This is a genomic window from Myroides oncorhynchi (genome assembly GCF_020905415.1).
Lineage (GTDB): Bacteria > Bacteroidota > Bacteroidia > Flavobacteriales > Flavobacteriaceae > Flavobacterium > Flavobacterium oncorhynchi_A.
In genome coordinates, this window is the sequence record NZ_JAJJMP010000001.1 from 624,058 (window position 1) to 638,027 (window position 13,970).

The following is a 13,970-nucleotide window of genomic DNA, read 5'->3' on the forward strand; positions in this document are numbered from 1 at the left end:
GATAATAAACACCAACAAAATATACATACTAATTTTAAACGCTCTCCACTACATTAATCTATCTTTGCGCGTTTTTTAGAAATATATTATAACTAACTTTGCCCCATGGAACAGGACAATCAAATATTTGGTATTCGCGCGATAATCGAAGCCGTAGAAGCAGGAAAAGATATTGATAAAGTATTCATTCAGAAAGATGCTTCTGGAGACTTAATGAATTCTTTATTAAAGAGCTTAAAAAAGAACAACATTAACTTTTCGTACGTGCCTATCGAAAAGCTTAATAAACTTACAAACAAGAACCACCAAGGTGCTGTGGCTAATATCTCTCCTATCTCTTTTGTTTCTTTAGAGACATTAGTAGAAGGTGTATTAGAAGCTAAAGAGAAACCTCTATTCGTTATTCTTGATCAGATATCAGATGCACGTAACTTCGGAGCTATCATACGTACTGCGGTATGCTGTGGTGCTGATGGTATCATTGTTTCTAAGAATGGTGCAGCTCCTGTAAATGGAGATACAGTTAAAACATCGGCTGGTGCTGTATTTAATATTCCTATCTGTAAAGTAGATCATATTAAAGATGCTGTATTCTATCTTCAAGGATCTGGTGTAATCACTCTAGGTGCGACAGAGAAAGCAGAAAAAGAAATATATGATGCAGAACTTAATGTACCTTTAGCTATCATTATGGGTAGTGAAGATAAAGGGATTAATCCATCTGTATTAAAGATTATCGATGAGAAAGCTAAGCTACCTATGTTTGGAGGGATTGAATCTCTAAATGTATCTGTTGCTTGTGGAGCTTTCTTATATGAAGCTATCCGTCAACGAAGATAATCATCATGGAAAAAGACACTAAGAGACAACAAAAAAAACCGAGCTACCCTGTTTCGGTAGAACTAGCAAATTACCTTGATAAATATAAACGTGTAACGAAGACGAGTATATTATATGAAGATTTGCTAAGATTCAGTGGTTGCATTAGTGTCGAAGATAAATGTGGTAATGATACACTATGGTTAAGAGTTTACTATCCCGAACATGAATATACAGAGATTGAAGCAAGCCTAACTAAGATATACACCCTACTCCACTCAGATGGAGATGTAGATACCTTACAGCACTTGACAGTTGACTCTATCGATTTTTGTTCTTTTGGCAACTCACAACCTTTCCGTGTAAAAGTAAGAAATAAGCTAAATGATATCTATACTAACTTCTATATTAAAAAGGCTGATGCTTCTCGTATCTATGGTTTAGAATTAGAAGAAATGTTATCTCCTTATACGATGAATTACATTGTACATAAGGATACATTAATAGAAGAACATATCATGGGAATTCCTGGTGACGTTTTTATCAAAGAGCACCTCGCTATATGCAGTGAACTAGAGAAATCTCAAATAGCTAAAGAATATGTCAAGTTCAATGAACGTTGTTTAATCGGACTTTTAGGTGATATGCGCTCTTATAACTATGTGATTATTCCTACACATGATTTTGACCATGTCGTATATCGCATACGTCCTATTGACTTTGATCAGCAGTGCTATGAAGGTAACCTAAAGTTTTACCTACCACAGTTCTTCAAAGAGAACAGCACTATCGTTCAACTTGTCTTAGAGAAGTTTAAAGATACTTCGATAGAACAATATCGAAAAGAGATTCGCTCTGTATTAGTTAGAAGAGTACTTAGCAACAAGGAACGTCTAGACGATCTTCTTAATGTCATGAAGCATGACACCATTGCTCCTCAAGAGCATATAGATCAACTCAAAACAGACTTATATGAGTATGTACATGAGAAATCGTTCAAGTACTGTAGCACTATGGGAGAAGTCCTAGAAACAGCTATTGAATTTACAATCAAAAACTATAAAAGCACCTTCTAAGGTGCTTTTATAGTTTATACTCTATCCACACTATAATAACTTACTAAGACAGGTAATGTCTTTCTATAAGGATCTTTATCTATTACAACTTTTGGAATAATAATAAAGTTGCCGCTCTCATCAAAGCATTTCATAAAAGGATCTGACTGCGGATCAAAGTTCGGGTCTTGCCAAGCGTACTTATACCCTTTCTCAATGTGGTCCGGAGATGACACTAAAAAACTCAACAATAACCCTGTAACAAATCCACTCAGATGACCTTCCCATGAGATACCCTCTTCTATATCAGGAAACATATACCAAATCGTACTTCCGTATAAGATAACTATTAATAGAGATAAAGCCATTAATCTGTAATATCGCGTCTGCACTCCCTTAAAGAACATAAAGCTCACTAATACATATACTAATCCACTTGCTCCTATATGATAACTGTCTCTACCTATAATCCAAGTTCCTAATCCTGATAATAATAATCCAAAGACCAAAACGACTAATGCTTGTTTCTTATAGAAATATTGCAACATCAATAGCAAAACAAACAAAGCAACTGAATTATTATACAAATGCTTTAGTCCTCCATGTATAAAAGGACTAAAAAAAATCCCTTTCAATCCTGTTATTGTTCTAGGTCGTACACCATACTCATGTAACTCATAATAGTTATTCCAATCTACCCAATATACCCCCCATATCAATACAATAAAGAATATTGGCAACAATAGTAGGTTAATAGATAAAGGAGGTAATTTTTCTTTACTCATAATTAAATTCCTTTACTACTATAAATATACTGTATTTTGCTGTTGATTGTTTTTCCATTCACATCATTTTAGCATATCCACATTCGAATACCACCTATCTTATTACATAGAAGAAGTAGAAAAACATTATATTGTAAAAAAGAGATTGTATTTTTGTAAGAGACATTTAATTACCATTATGGAAGCACCTTTAGCAGAACGCGTACGCCCTCAAACATTAAGTGATTATGTAAGCCAAGATCACTTAGTCGGAGAGAACGGAATATTAACCAATCAATTAAAAATAGGATTTATTCCTTCATTAATTTTTTGGGGACCTCCTGGCACTGGTAAAACCACCTTAGCAGAGATCATAGCTAAGGAAAGTGAACGACCATTCTATGTATTAAGTGCGATTAACTCAGGTGTAAAAGATATCCGAGAAGTCATAGAGAAAGCAAAGTCTAGTGGTGGATTATTCACTCCGAGAAACCCTATCTTATTCATTGATGAGATACATCGCTTTAGCAAATCTCAACAAGATTCACTTCTCGCTGCTGTTGAACGTGGATGGGTAACTCTTATAGGTGCCACAACAGAAAACCCTAGTTTCGAAGTTATACCTGCTCTACTATCAAGATGTCAAGTCTATACATTAAATGCCTTCACCAAGGATGATTTAAAACTATTACTAGATCGTGCGATTAGTAAAGATTCTCTATTAAAGAAAAAGAAAATCACGCTATCCGAAACAGAAGCACTATTTCGAATGTCTGGAGGAGACGGACGTAAACTATTGAATACTTTTGAGCTTATTGTTAACTCAACCAATGAGGATGAAATAATCATCACTAATGACAAGGTAATGCAGATCGTTCAGAAAAACACTGTACTATACGATAAGACTGGTGAGCAACACTATGATATTGTTTCTGCTTTTATTAAGGCAATCAGAGGGAGTGATCCTAATGGAGCAGTCTATTGGCTAGCTAGAATGATAGAAGGTGGTGAAGATGTTAAGTTTATCGCTCGTAGATTACTTATCTCGGCATCAGAGGATATCGGTAATGCTAATCCAACTGCTTTAATTATGGCAAACAATACCTTTCAGGCAGTATCTTTTATTGGATATCCTGAAAGCAGAATACTGCTTAGTCAATGTGCTATCTATTTAGCGACTTCTCCTAAGAGTAACTCTACCTATTTAGCCATAGGTCAAGCTCAGCAATTAGTAAAGCAGACAGGAGATCTACCTGTACCTATCCATCTTAGAAATGCACCAACTAAACTAATGAAAGAACTAGGTTATGGAGAAGAATACCTATACTCTCATGACTATGCAAACAACTTCGTAGAACAAGAGTTTTTACCTGATGAGATACAAGGTACAGTTCTCTATGAACCTGGCACTAATAGTAGAGAGAATGGTACTCGAGAATTTCTTCGCAACAGATGGCAGTTTAAATACAACTATTAATATAGTCCGACATAAATCAAAAAGACCTGCTATAGCAGGTCTTTTAATTCTATTAGTTTCTGTACGTGATAAATCTGTGGTATTACTTTATCTTTTGATTGACTGTAATAGATAGCATCCATTCCCACTCCTAATGCACCTTCTATATCTGCTAGGAAATTATCTCCTATCATTACAGATTCTCCTACTTTTACCTTTGCCTTATCTAAAGCATAGTTAAATATCTCTGGATTAGGTTTACTCACTCCTGCCATTTCAGAATTAGTCACTGTCTTAAAGTATCCTGATATACCTGAACGATCTAACTTCTTAGTCTGCACTTCATCAAATCCATTCGTGATGATATGAAGCTTATACTTCTCTTGCAGGTAATCTAATACTTCTATTGCACCATCAAAAAGGTAATTGTGATTAGGCATTGCTTTTAAATAATCATCTCCCATCTTTAACATTTCTTCTGCCGTAGACTGATATCCTAACTTAGCAAATGTATCTCTAATTCTACCGATACGTAATTCTTCTTTTGTAACTTGGTTTAAACTATATTGATCCCAATACATATTATTAATTGCAACATAGTGGCTTAAGAATGACTCTGTGCTAAACGGTAATTTCAACTCCTCAATAACATCATTAAAAGCTAAAGCAGAATTCTTCTCAAAGTCCCAAAGGGTATGATCTAGATCAAAGAAGATATCTGTCTTACTGGTTAAGCTTTTTACTCCCATTTTTATAATCTTTTATTTGAATAGCAAAAGTACTTATAAAATTCCTTCATCAGCAAAACTGTAGTAACTATATTCTGTGATGATTAAATGATCTAAGAGGTGAATATCCATAATCTTTCCACCTTCCTTTATCTTCTTGGTAATTTGAATATCTGCATCACTAGGTTTCACCTTACCACTAGGATGATTATGTACTAAGATAATTCCCACAGCTTTCTGTTCTAATGCTGTCTGAAATAAAAGTCGTACATCTACTACTGTACATGTTATCCCGCCTTTACTCAATGAGAATTTAGACTTAACCTTATTCGAATTATTGAGATAAAGTACCCAAAACTCTTCGTGTTCTAAATCACCTATCACCGGATTCATTATCTCAAATACATCACTGCTAGAGTTAATCATTGGATCTTCTATTCTCTCACTTAATCTCCTGCGCTGTCCTATTTCTAAAGCTGCGATAATAGAGATTGCCTTAGCTTCCCCTATTCCCTTAAAAGCAGTAAGTTTAGCGATATTCTGTTTAGCTAATACACTTAAGTTATTATTATAAGTAGCCAGTATCCGTTTACACAAATCTACAGCAGACTCATCCCTATGTCCTGATCCTATCAAGATAGCCAATAACTCGGCATCACTTAAAATAGTCTTTCCTTTAAGCATTAACTTTTCACGAGGCCTATCATCTTCAGCCCACTGTTTTATTGTAATCTTTTGGTTGTCCATAATCAATAGTTTTGAACAGTACATCGAATCAAAAACTAAGCCTTGGGTATTAAAGTGATATGAAGGAATTGTAAAATTACTACCACTATTCAAATAATTACATACATTACCAACATTCTATGATCAACATTAAAAATTAGAGATTAAGCAATTTATTTGAGACAAGAGCTCATCAAGAGTGAGTCAAGAATTCTTCAGGAAAAAGACTTTTTAGCAGAACAATGTTGTGATAATGTTGAAGAAGTATTGAAGTGGTTGTAATAAAAAATAAGGATTCAGAATGTTTACTTTAACCCAAAATCAGTATTAGCCATATATCCCATCTACTTGATTCCTAATAAAAAAAGCCATCAACTACAAGAGTAGCTGATGACTTCTATTTCATTTATAAGAATTAAACTATACTTACTTATTCTTTATGTTATCACTAAAAGCTTGCATATCAAGTCCGCCATAGTTACCTGAACTCATAAATAATAATACTGAGTTAGCTAAATCTAGTTGATCTAGGTAGCTCTTAAAATCACTTGCATTTGTATAAGTCGCTAGTCCCTCTCGTTTAAATGCAGCTTGCATTTGCTCTTGAGAAATCTCTGGCATATTTTTAATCTTTAATGCATCTAATGAGTAGAACACTACAGCTTCATCAGCCTTGTCTAATGCGCCTTCATATTGAGATAAGAATGCAGAGTTAAGACTGCTATAAGTATGCAGTTCAAGACATGCTATAACTTTCTTACTTGGATATTGCGCTTTCACTGCCTCAGTAGTCGCTTTCACTTTACTAGGTGAATGAGCAAAATCTTTATAGATAACAGTACTATCCGTTTCTACTAATTTTTCTAATCGCTTAGACGCTCCTTTGAATGATGCTATCGCTTCATAGAAATCCTCTTCATCTATTCCCATATTCTGACAAATCCACTTCGCACCACTGATGTTGCTCAAGTTATGCTTACCGAATACTTCTAATGGCATAGGTCCATCATTAGTGTCTAAGTACGTTTTCTCATTATCAATTGTAAATGATGGAGTCCCATAAGGTATCTTTCTGATAGGATTAACAGTCTCTTCTGCTAACTTAGCTACGATAGGATCTTCCTCATTATATACAAGAATACCTCCGTTAACTATCTTATCTATAAAAATCTTGAATTGGTCTACATAGTTATCAAACGTTGGGAATACATTAATGTGATCCCAAGCGATACCACTTAACAAAGCTATATTAGGTTGGTAGATGTGAAACTTAGGTCTAAGATCTAGAGCTGATGATAAATACTCATCCCCCTCGATCAACATAAACTCATTATCAGAAGTTAGATTAACCATACGGTCAAATCCTTCTAACTGTGCTCCTACAAGATAATCTACCTCTACATTATGATAATGCATCACGTGTAAGATCATAGAAGTAATCGTAGTCTTGCCATGTGAACCACCGATAACTACACGAGTCTTATTCTTAGAATGCTCATAAATAAACTCTGGATATGAGTATATAGTCAAACCTAATTCCTTGGCCTTAATCAACTCAGGATTATCTCCTTTAGCATGCATACCCAGTATAATAACATCTATATCATTTGTTATCTTCTCCGGATACCATCCTTCTTCTTTAGGTAATAATCCTTTAGCGGCTAATCTAGACTTAGATGGTTCAAAGATAGTATCATCACTACCTGTCACTATATCTCCTTTAGCATGTAGAGCTAATGCTAAATTGTGCATTGCACTTCCTCCTATTGCGATAAAATGTATACGCATTATATATTTCTTTTGACTTTTAGTATTCTAATTCAATAGGTAAAAATACGACTTTATTGCAATTCATCTCTCATTTGATTTAAATATCTTAACTCAAGGTTTCACATTCATCATAGCTAAACAAAGACGATATTGAATGTTAAAATAATATTAATATCTTTACACAAAAAAATCATGCAAAATTATAATTACCCTCCACAGCAACCACAACAACAAACATCAGTATTAGGTATTATTTCATTAGTGTTTGCAATCATTGCTTTAATTGTTTCATTTATTCCTTGTTTTGGTTACTTTGCTATTTTTATCGCACTTATTCCAATCATTGCGTCAATTATTGTATTAGTTCAAGCTAAAAAAACAGGAGAGCCTAAAGGGTTAGCTATTGCAGGGTTAGCCATTGGAGGTGTTGCATTACTTATTGGTATATTTTGGGGTACTCTATTAGGGGGTATAGGAAGTCAAATCCAAAAAGACCTCAGAGAGAACCAAGATCGTTATAACATAAACGATACAGTAGAAGAACCTTATTATTATGAAGATGACACTGACAATCAAGAGGTAGAGATTTTCACAGAAGAAACCGATACTATTCAATAGTTATCTGTGAAGAAAAGTTCTGCGTATTTCATCATCAATATAAGCTTTGCTATATTACTTTCAGTGATGTTTCTATACTTATACTTTATAGATAGTTTAGATACTAACGAATTGCGCATCAAATCATCTTGCGAAGGCTTACCTGAATACTTATGTAAAAGTAGAGGTCTTACTAGAGACTTTATCACTATACTACACAACGGATGTAATAATACGAATCTTATCAATCCTTATAGTATAAAGATATTTTCGTTTTTCTTATACAGTTGGACAAGTAGAATACTGATTTCATTACTCCCATACCGATGGACTAGTAAAGTATTTATAACTATTGATATCATCCTCATAAGTATATTCTTTTTAGTAGCCTTTTTACCATTGGTAATACTATAGGTTTCTATCAAAATACATCCCATAAAAAAAAGCTCAAGAAATCTTGAGCTTTTTTATACATTTTATTCTATACCTAAGTATTTTCTAAAGTAACCACATTCCTTGATTACTTCTTGGTAATACTTTGTATCACTATAATTATTCTTTAAGTCTACGAATCCCTTCCACTTTTTAAACATAACAGCATCTCCCCATCCACCACTGTAGTAATCCCCACTGTGGTATGTAAGAGAATAGAAATCATTTCGTTCTAATTTTGCTTCGAAGTATGCTAACTTTGCTTTCTGTTCTTTAGTAGTTGCATTCTTTTTAGCGATGTCATAATATTTACGAGCATTGCGCATATTCAGAATATTAGAACGATTACCTGTACTGATCGTATTACTTCCATACTCATCCCAAATACTATTATAATAAAAGCTACGTCCATTACCATAATAAGTAACATTATAGAATGCGTTACCAACTAGCATTGCATTGTTAAAGACGTCTACTCCATTAGCTACATTGCTCTCCATATCTTTTAGTTTCTCTAAGAACGATAATTTTGTATATACTGTAGTCTGCTTAGCAGCGTGATCACAGTCATTACAGTCCTTAATCTTACCATTAAACGGATTGCCATATAGCTGACTAGAACTATACGTCATCTCTGTATAGTCATCATCATACATATTTTTCTTCTTAACTGGCTTTGCCTTTTTCATTTCAACGATTGCCTCATCTATTTTATCTTCATAGAACAGGTGAATAGCGCGACTCTCATAGATATCACTTAAGTTAAACTGATATAGTAACGCAAACAAAGACTCTATCCCAGAATGATTAGTACGCAATAGGAAGTTCTCCATAGCCACTGACTGCTTGCCATCTTTATAATACTCTACTCCTTTTGAATTTAGTATCTCAGACATAATAGCATTACCTTGTTCCTTATATACCACAGATAGAAACTGACGTATCCATCCTGCTGCATATTCATATCTAAAAGGATCACTATAGTCATTCTTAACTAAATCAACATATACCCATTTTAATTCAGGCAGTAACTTCTCTTCTGTACTCTTATCCAACTTCTTGATTTGAGATACAGTATTAATAAGCGCAAATAATCTCACTTGCTCTTCAAGCAGTTTATCGCCTTTCTTTACATAAGCACTTGCTTCTTCGATTTGCTTCGTAGCACTTTTATAATCACCTTGGAAGATATCCATATATCCAGCTGCTAATTTCCAAAGTACAGGATTAGCAACATTTTGAGGTTTATCAGCTATAGTCTTAATCCACTTCAGTGTATTCTGATCTATTTTCTTCTTAATGGCTTTGAAGTACTCATCACGAGATTTAAAACTACTCTCTGTAAATACATTTACTTCTTGCTCCTGAAGGTTCACCCATCTAGTCAATACATAATCTATATGCGGACTTTTTGGATTCACTTCGTAAGCATTCTTCATTGATTCACCTAAATCACCATAGTATCCCATAATAGCCCAAATAGCAGCTTTTACTTCTTTATCTGAAGTACTATTGACTACCTTAGTCATCGTAGGTTTATCTAATGGTTTAAAGTTATACAAAGCCACTTGACGCATAGAAGGTTCTTTATCAAATACAGTTGCATATAGTACATTTGACTTCATAAAGTCTGCCTTCTCATAATGAGCTCCTGCTACATAAGACATTGCTCTATAGTATAGTGTATTATGAGGTTGGCTACTAGCTGTAGTTTCAAAGTAAGATATAACACTTCCCTTATCTGCTGAATAGAACTTCGCCTTCATCACCTGAAACCACATTCTGTTCATATAGAAAGTATCTTTCTTATCCATCTTCTCATAGAAACTCTGAACTTTGGCTACATAATCATTTGGCAGTTGATCTCTTAATTGCTTCTCATAGTTCCAATATTCAAAATCTTGTGCAGAATATTGTTCTATCGTTTTAGCGAAGTTTAGGAAGTTAATAAAGTTCTCTACTTTCTTATTTTTTAAATCTAAGTCATAGATGCTACTTCTCTTTTTTCCTTTTTTAAGTTCACTGTAGATAGTATGCATTGTTCCTATCTCAAACTCGCTTGAGATTAAACACTCTTTTACTACAGCCTCAGGAATAGCATTACCTAAATACTTCACCCAATCACTTACGATATCATCATTATACATTCCAGTATTATACATATATGCACCATCGTAAAAACGCTCACTAGGTGCAAAAAATAAAGGTTTGTATGATTTATCTACAAACGCTTCTGGTGTAAAACTAGAAATGGACGAATAGCTCCACCATCCATCAGCACATCCATAAGAGTAAACCCCTGCTCCCAATAGCAGTGATAAACTACTTACATATAACAATCTCTTTCCAAACTTCTTTTTCATAATAAGGAATATTTCTTGAATTTAAATCATATAATATAATCTCAGATGGGCATTTCCCACTTGCCTTCTGAAGATCTTGTTTCATTTCTAATAACTGTTCACTAGTTGTTGTTTCAACTTTAATCTGATCTCCTGCTAAGAATAGTTGACCGAAATATACCCCTTCTTCTACTACGATATATCTAGTACTATCTACTTTCTTAAAAGCAGCTATCTTGTCTACGTCACTTGTTCTAACCCTACTGATCATACGCAACACTTTATTCTCTCGAGTATGTATCACCCATGCATATATTGGTAAAGCATACTTCAGATCCAATGGATAATCAACTAGAGCACCGATATACTTCTTCCCTATATTCCTATCGTAAATAGAGTTAAGCGTATCTGAAGCAATAGTTCCCATATTATAATACATTAGTACCCCATAATCCACCTTCGGAATACCAGTCTTACTAGCATATTTCACTTGGTGTAATCGGATAGTAGATGACACTTTCCAGTTGCTTTCTCTCTTTATCTGTTCAATCAATTCGAAGAATGAATCTTTACTCTTTAAACTCCAGTCGCAGTCAAGTTGTATCTCATTTGTCGCGATATGATTATGCTTATTAATCTGATTGATATAATCTATGATCTTCTTTGCTAAACCACGATCCAAGCCTCTATGTAATAACACATCATTCTTAATATAAACAACAGGTACTATCTCTAGATTAGGGATAGAATCTTTAAACTGTATCGGACGAATAGGTAACGTATTATCCATCTGTAGTCCAATATCAAAATAACGGATATACAATCTCTCTACTTCTAAGTCTTTTAGAGTAAATCGTTCTAATGAATCAAGTTGAAAGTTCGTTCGCCAATAGTAAAAAGACAACTTCGTATCTACTTGATTGTCTTTCTTAAAACTACAGCCTACTACTAGCAAAAGGCATAGAAATAACACATACTTTTTCATTGTGTAAACTTAAACTACGATTGAGATATGTACAAAAAAAAACGCCTAAATAATTTAGGCGTTTTGTGATTTTAACATAGTCGACTATTTAATAATCGTCATCTCATCTACGATATGTTTAGCATCAGCGAACTTGTCTATGATGAATAATACATAACGTATATCTACGTTTATAGTACGTTGTAATTTTGGGTCATAGATAACATCTCCAGCCATAGCCTCAATATTACCATCAAATGCAAGACCGATCAACTCTCCTTTACCATTTAATACTGGAGAACCTGAGTTACCTCCTGTAATATCGTGGTTAGTTAAGAAGTTAACTGGCATATGTCCAGCTTTATCAGCATACACACCATAGTCTTTTGCTTTATATAAGTCAATTAACTTTTGAGGCGCCTCGAACTCTTCATCACCTGCTTTATGCTTAGCGATAGTTCCTTTTAAGGTAGTAAACCAATTCTCTTTAGCATCATTAACTTTAGTTCCTCTAGGTAAGTCTTTTACTGTACCATATGTTAAACGCAATGTAGAATTTGCATCTGGATAGTATTTACCTGTTGGATTACTTTTCTGAACACCATCAACAAATAATCTATATGCTTTTTGGAATTTATCTTCTAAAGCAGCTAATTCATCAGATTTCGCTCTATTGTACTCCATAATAGCTAGAGACAGTTTGAACATCGGATCGCGAGAAATAACTACATCTTTAGGATTAGCCAAGAACTCATTAACCGATTCGATATCAGCAAATACACTCTTCTCGAAAATCTCATCCACATATTTCTCAAAATCACCATTGTATTCTGCATTGATTTGAGTTACAAAAGGAGCTATTTCATACCCGGTAGATTTTGTAGCGTATAAAGCTAATTGCTTCGCTAACATTTCTCTTTCTAAAGGTTCATATTTACCATCATAAATACTATTAATGTATTCTTTAAACTCTGGTAACATCGCAGCCTTCTTCTTCTCATCAGCCGCCACATAAGCTTCCATCCCTCCAGCTAATCTGTAAGGAGCAGACACTAATCCAGAAGTACGCATCATAGTCATTAAGTAATTATCATGTCTTGATTTCTCATTAGTAGCTTTGTACCACGCATTGATATCACCGATTACACTACCATACTTAGCAACATTTTCTTTCTTAGAAGCCCATTTTTGGAACTCTACCTCTGCTTTCGTTTTAGTAGCTACAGTTTTGTGTTGCGTTAAAGCATCTATCATACCTTGACGATTTTTCCAGTAGTTAGCTACACCAGCATATTTAGATGCATAATTAAGACGTACAGCATCATTAGAAGCCATATATTTCTTCATTACATCCATTCCCAGTTTAGAACCTTCTACCCAAGCTGGATAAGCATATTTGATATTTTGCTCTACACCTTGAGCTGGCATCCATCTGTTTGTTCTTCCTGGATAACCTAAGATCATAGAGAAGTCACCTTCTTGAATACCTGTGATAGATACTGGCAAATGGTGTTTAGGTACCATTGGTACATTATTAGCAGAATATTCTGCTGGATTACCATCCTTATCTGTGTAAACACGGAATAAAGAGAAATCTCCAGTGTGACGTGGCCACTCCCAGTTATCTGTATCTCCTCCGAATTTACCTATACTATTAGGAGGAGTACCTACTAAACGTACATCTGTATAATCTTGGTACACGAAGTAATAAAACTCATTCCCTTGGAAGAACGATTTCACAGACACAGTATATTTACCATCTCCATCATTCTCTTTTTGAATCTTAGCTATTTCTTGGTTAATCGCTTTCTCTCTTTCTAACTCCGTCATTTTATCATTAACAACACTTAAGATACGTTTAGAAACATCATCCATTCTAACGAAGAAACGAACTGACAACCCTTTTGCCTGACGCTCAGTTGCTTTGTCCTTTGCCCAAAAACCATTTGTCAAGATATCATCCTCTGGAGTTGATAGATTAGCTATCTTATCATATCCACAATGGTGATTAGTCAATACTAAACCTTGATTAGAAATAATCTCAGCAGTACACCCACCATCGAATTGAACTATAGCATCTTTTAATGAATGATTATTAATACTATAAATCTCTTCAGACGTTAACTTAAGTCCCATCTTTTGCATATCACGCTGATTCAAGCGCTCTATGAACATTAAGAACCACATTCCTTCATCAGCCTTTACCGTTGTAGGTATCGCTAAGATAAATGCAGTTAAAAATAAAATTATTTTTTTCATATTAATTAGTATGTTAGAAATGCGAAGATAAATGTTATTCGACAATTTCATCTTCAAT

Annotated in this window: 12 protein-coding genes; 5 read left to right on the top strand and 7 right to left on the bottom strand. The window is 34.3% G+C overall.

Going from position 1 to position 13,970, the window contains the following annotated elements:
• Nucleotides 1-105: 105 nt before the first annotated feature.
• Both rlmB and LNQ81_RS02780 read left to right on the top strand, forming a co-directional pair.
• On the top strand, nucleotides 106-840 hold the full coding sequence (rlmB, locus tag LNQ81_RS02775) for a 23S rRNA (guanosine(2251)-2'-O)-methyltransferase RlmB (RefSeq protein ID WP_121964039.1): 735 nt from the start codon (nucleotides 106-108) through the stop codon (nucleotides 838-840).
• 5 nt (nucleotides 841-845) lie between these two features.
• Nucleotides 846-1,895, top strand: coding sequence for a hypothetical protein (locus tag LNQ81_RS02780; RefSeq protein ID WP_229944653.1), 1,050 nt, complete (start codon nucleotides 846-848; stop codon nucleotides 1,893-1,895).
• 14 nt (nucleotides 1,896-1,909) lie between these two features.
• Here the strand turns inward: LNQ81_RS02780 and LNQ81_RS02785 are convergent, their stop codons facing one another.
• Nucleotides 1,910-2,659, bottom strand: a complete 750-nt coding sequence (locus LNQ81_RS02785) for a rhomboid family intramembrane serine protease (protein WP_229944654.1) — start codon at nucleotides 2,657-2,659, stop codon at nucleotides 1,910-1,912.
• A 178-nt stretch (nucleotides 2,660-2,837) separates the two neighbouring features.
• Between LNQ81_RS02785 and LNQ81_RS02790 the strand changes: the two genes are divergently transcribed.
• Nucleotides 2,838-4,115: a replication-associated recombination protein A gene (locus LNQ81_RS02790; RefSeq protein ID WP_229944656.1), complete on the top strand. Its 1,278-nt coding sequence runs from the start codon at nucleotides 2,838-2,840 to the stop codon at nucleotides 4,113-4,115.
• A 29-nt stretch (nucleotides 4,116-4,144) separates the two neighbouring features.
• On the opposite strand, the gene LNQ81_RS02795 is transcribed toward LNQ81_RS02790, so the two are convergent.
• The 3 genes from LNQ81_RS02795 to LNQ81_RS02805 all read right to left on the bottom strand — a co-directional run bounded on the left by LNQ81_RS02795 (nucleotide 4,145) and on the right by LNQ81_RS02805 (nucleotide 7,336).
• Nucleotides 4,145-4,843, bottom strand: a complete 699-nt coding sequence (locus LNQ81_RS02795; RefSeq protein ID WP_229944658.1) for a YjjG family noncanonical pyrimidine nucleotidase — start codon at nucleotides 4,841-4,843, stop codon at nucleotides 4,145-4,147.
• Between the two features lie 33 nt (nucleotides 4,844-4,876).
• Nucleotides 4,877-5,569 (bottom strand): RadC family protein, encoded by a 693-nt coding sequence (gene radC / locus LNQ81_RS02800; RefSeq protein WP_229944659.1) that lies wholly within the window; start codon nucleotides 5,567-5,569, stop codon nucleotides 4,877-4,879.
• Nucleotides 5,570-5,974: 405 nt separating this feature from the next.
• Nucleotides 5,975-7,336, bottom strand: coding sequence for a UDP-N-acetylmuramate--L-alanine ligase (locus LNQ81_RS02805; protein WP_229944660.1), 1,362 nt, complete (start codon nucleotides 7,334-7,336; stop codon nucleotides 5,975-5,977).
• Nucleotides 7,337-7,510: 174 nt separating this feature from the next.
• Here LNQ81_RS02805 and LNQ81_RS02810 point away from each other — a divergent pair, with 174 nt between their 5' ends.
• A complete protein-coding gene (locus LNQ81_RS02810; protein ID WP_229944661.1) occupies nucleotides 7,511-7,936 on the top strand; it encodes a DUF4190 domain-containing protein in 426 nt (141 codons plus the stop codon).
• A 6-nt stretch (nucleotides 7,937-7,942) separates the two neighbouring features.
• The gene (locus LNQ81_RS02815; protein WP_229944662.1) at nucleotides 7,943-8,329 is read left to right on the top strand and encodes a hypothetical protein; all 387 of its coding nucleotides are present in this window, start codon (nucleotides 7,943-7,945) and stop codon (nucleotides 8,327-8,329) included.
• Nucleotides 8,330-8,391: 62 nt separating this feature from the next.
• Here the strand turns inward: LNQ81_RS02815 and LNQ81_RS02820 are convergent, their stop codons facing one another.
• The 3 genes from LNQ81_RS02820 to LNQ81_RS02830 all read right to left on the bottom strand — a co-directional run bounded on the left by LNQ81_RS02820 (nucleotide 8,392) and on the right by LNQ81_RS02830 (nucleotide 13,912).
• Nucleotides 8,392-10,710, bottom strand: coding sequence for a hypothetical protein (locus LNQ81_RS02820; protein WP_229944663.1), 2,319 nt, complete (start codon nucleotides 10,708-10,710; stop codon nucleotides 8,392-8,394).
• Nucleotides 10,670-11,674 (bottom strand): hypothetical protein, encoded by a 1,005-nt coding sequence (locus LNQ81_RS02825; protein ID WP_229944664.1) that lies wholly within the window; start codon nucleotides 11,672-11,674, stop codon nucleotides 10,670-10,672. Before LNQ81_RS02825 ends, LNQ81_RS02820 begins: the two co-directional genes overlap by 41 nt.
• An 84-nt stretch (nucleotides 11,675-11,758) precedes the next feature.
• Nucleotides 11,759-13,912, bottom strand: coding sequence for a S46 family peptidase (locus tag LNQ81_RS02830; protein WP_229944665.1), 2,154 nt, complete (start codon nucleotides 13,910-13,912; stop codon nucleotides 11,759-11,761).
• Nucleotides 13,913-13,970 lie beyond the last annotated feature (58 nt).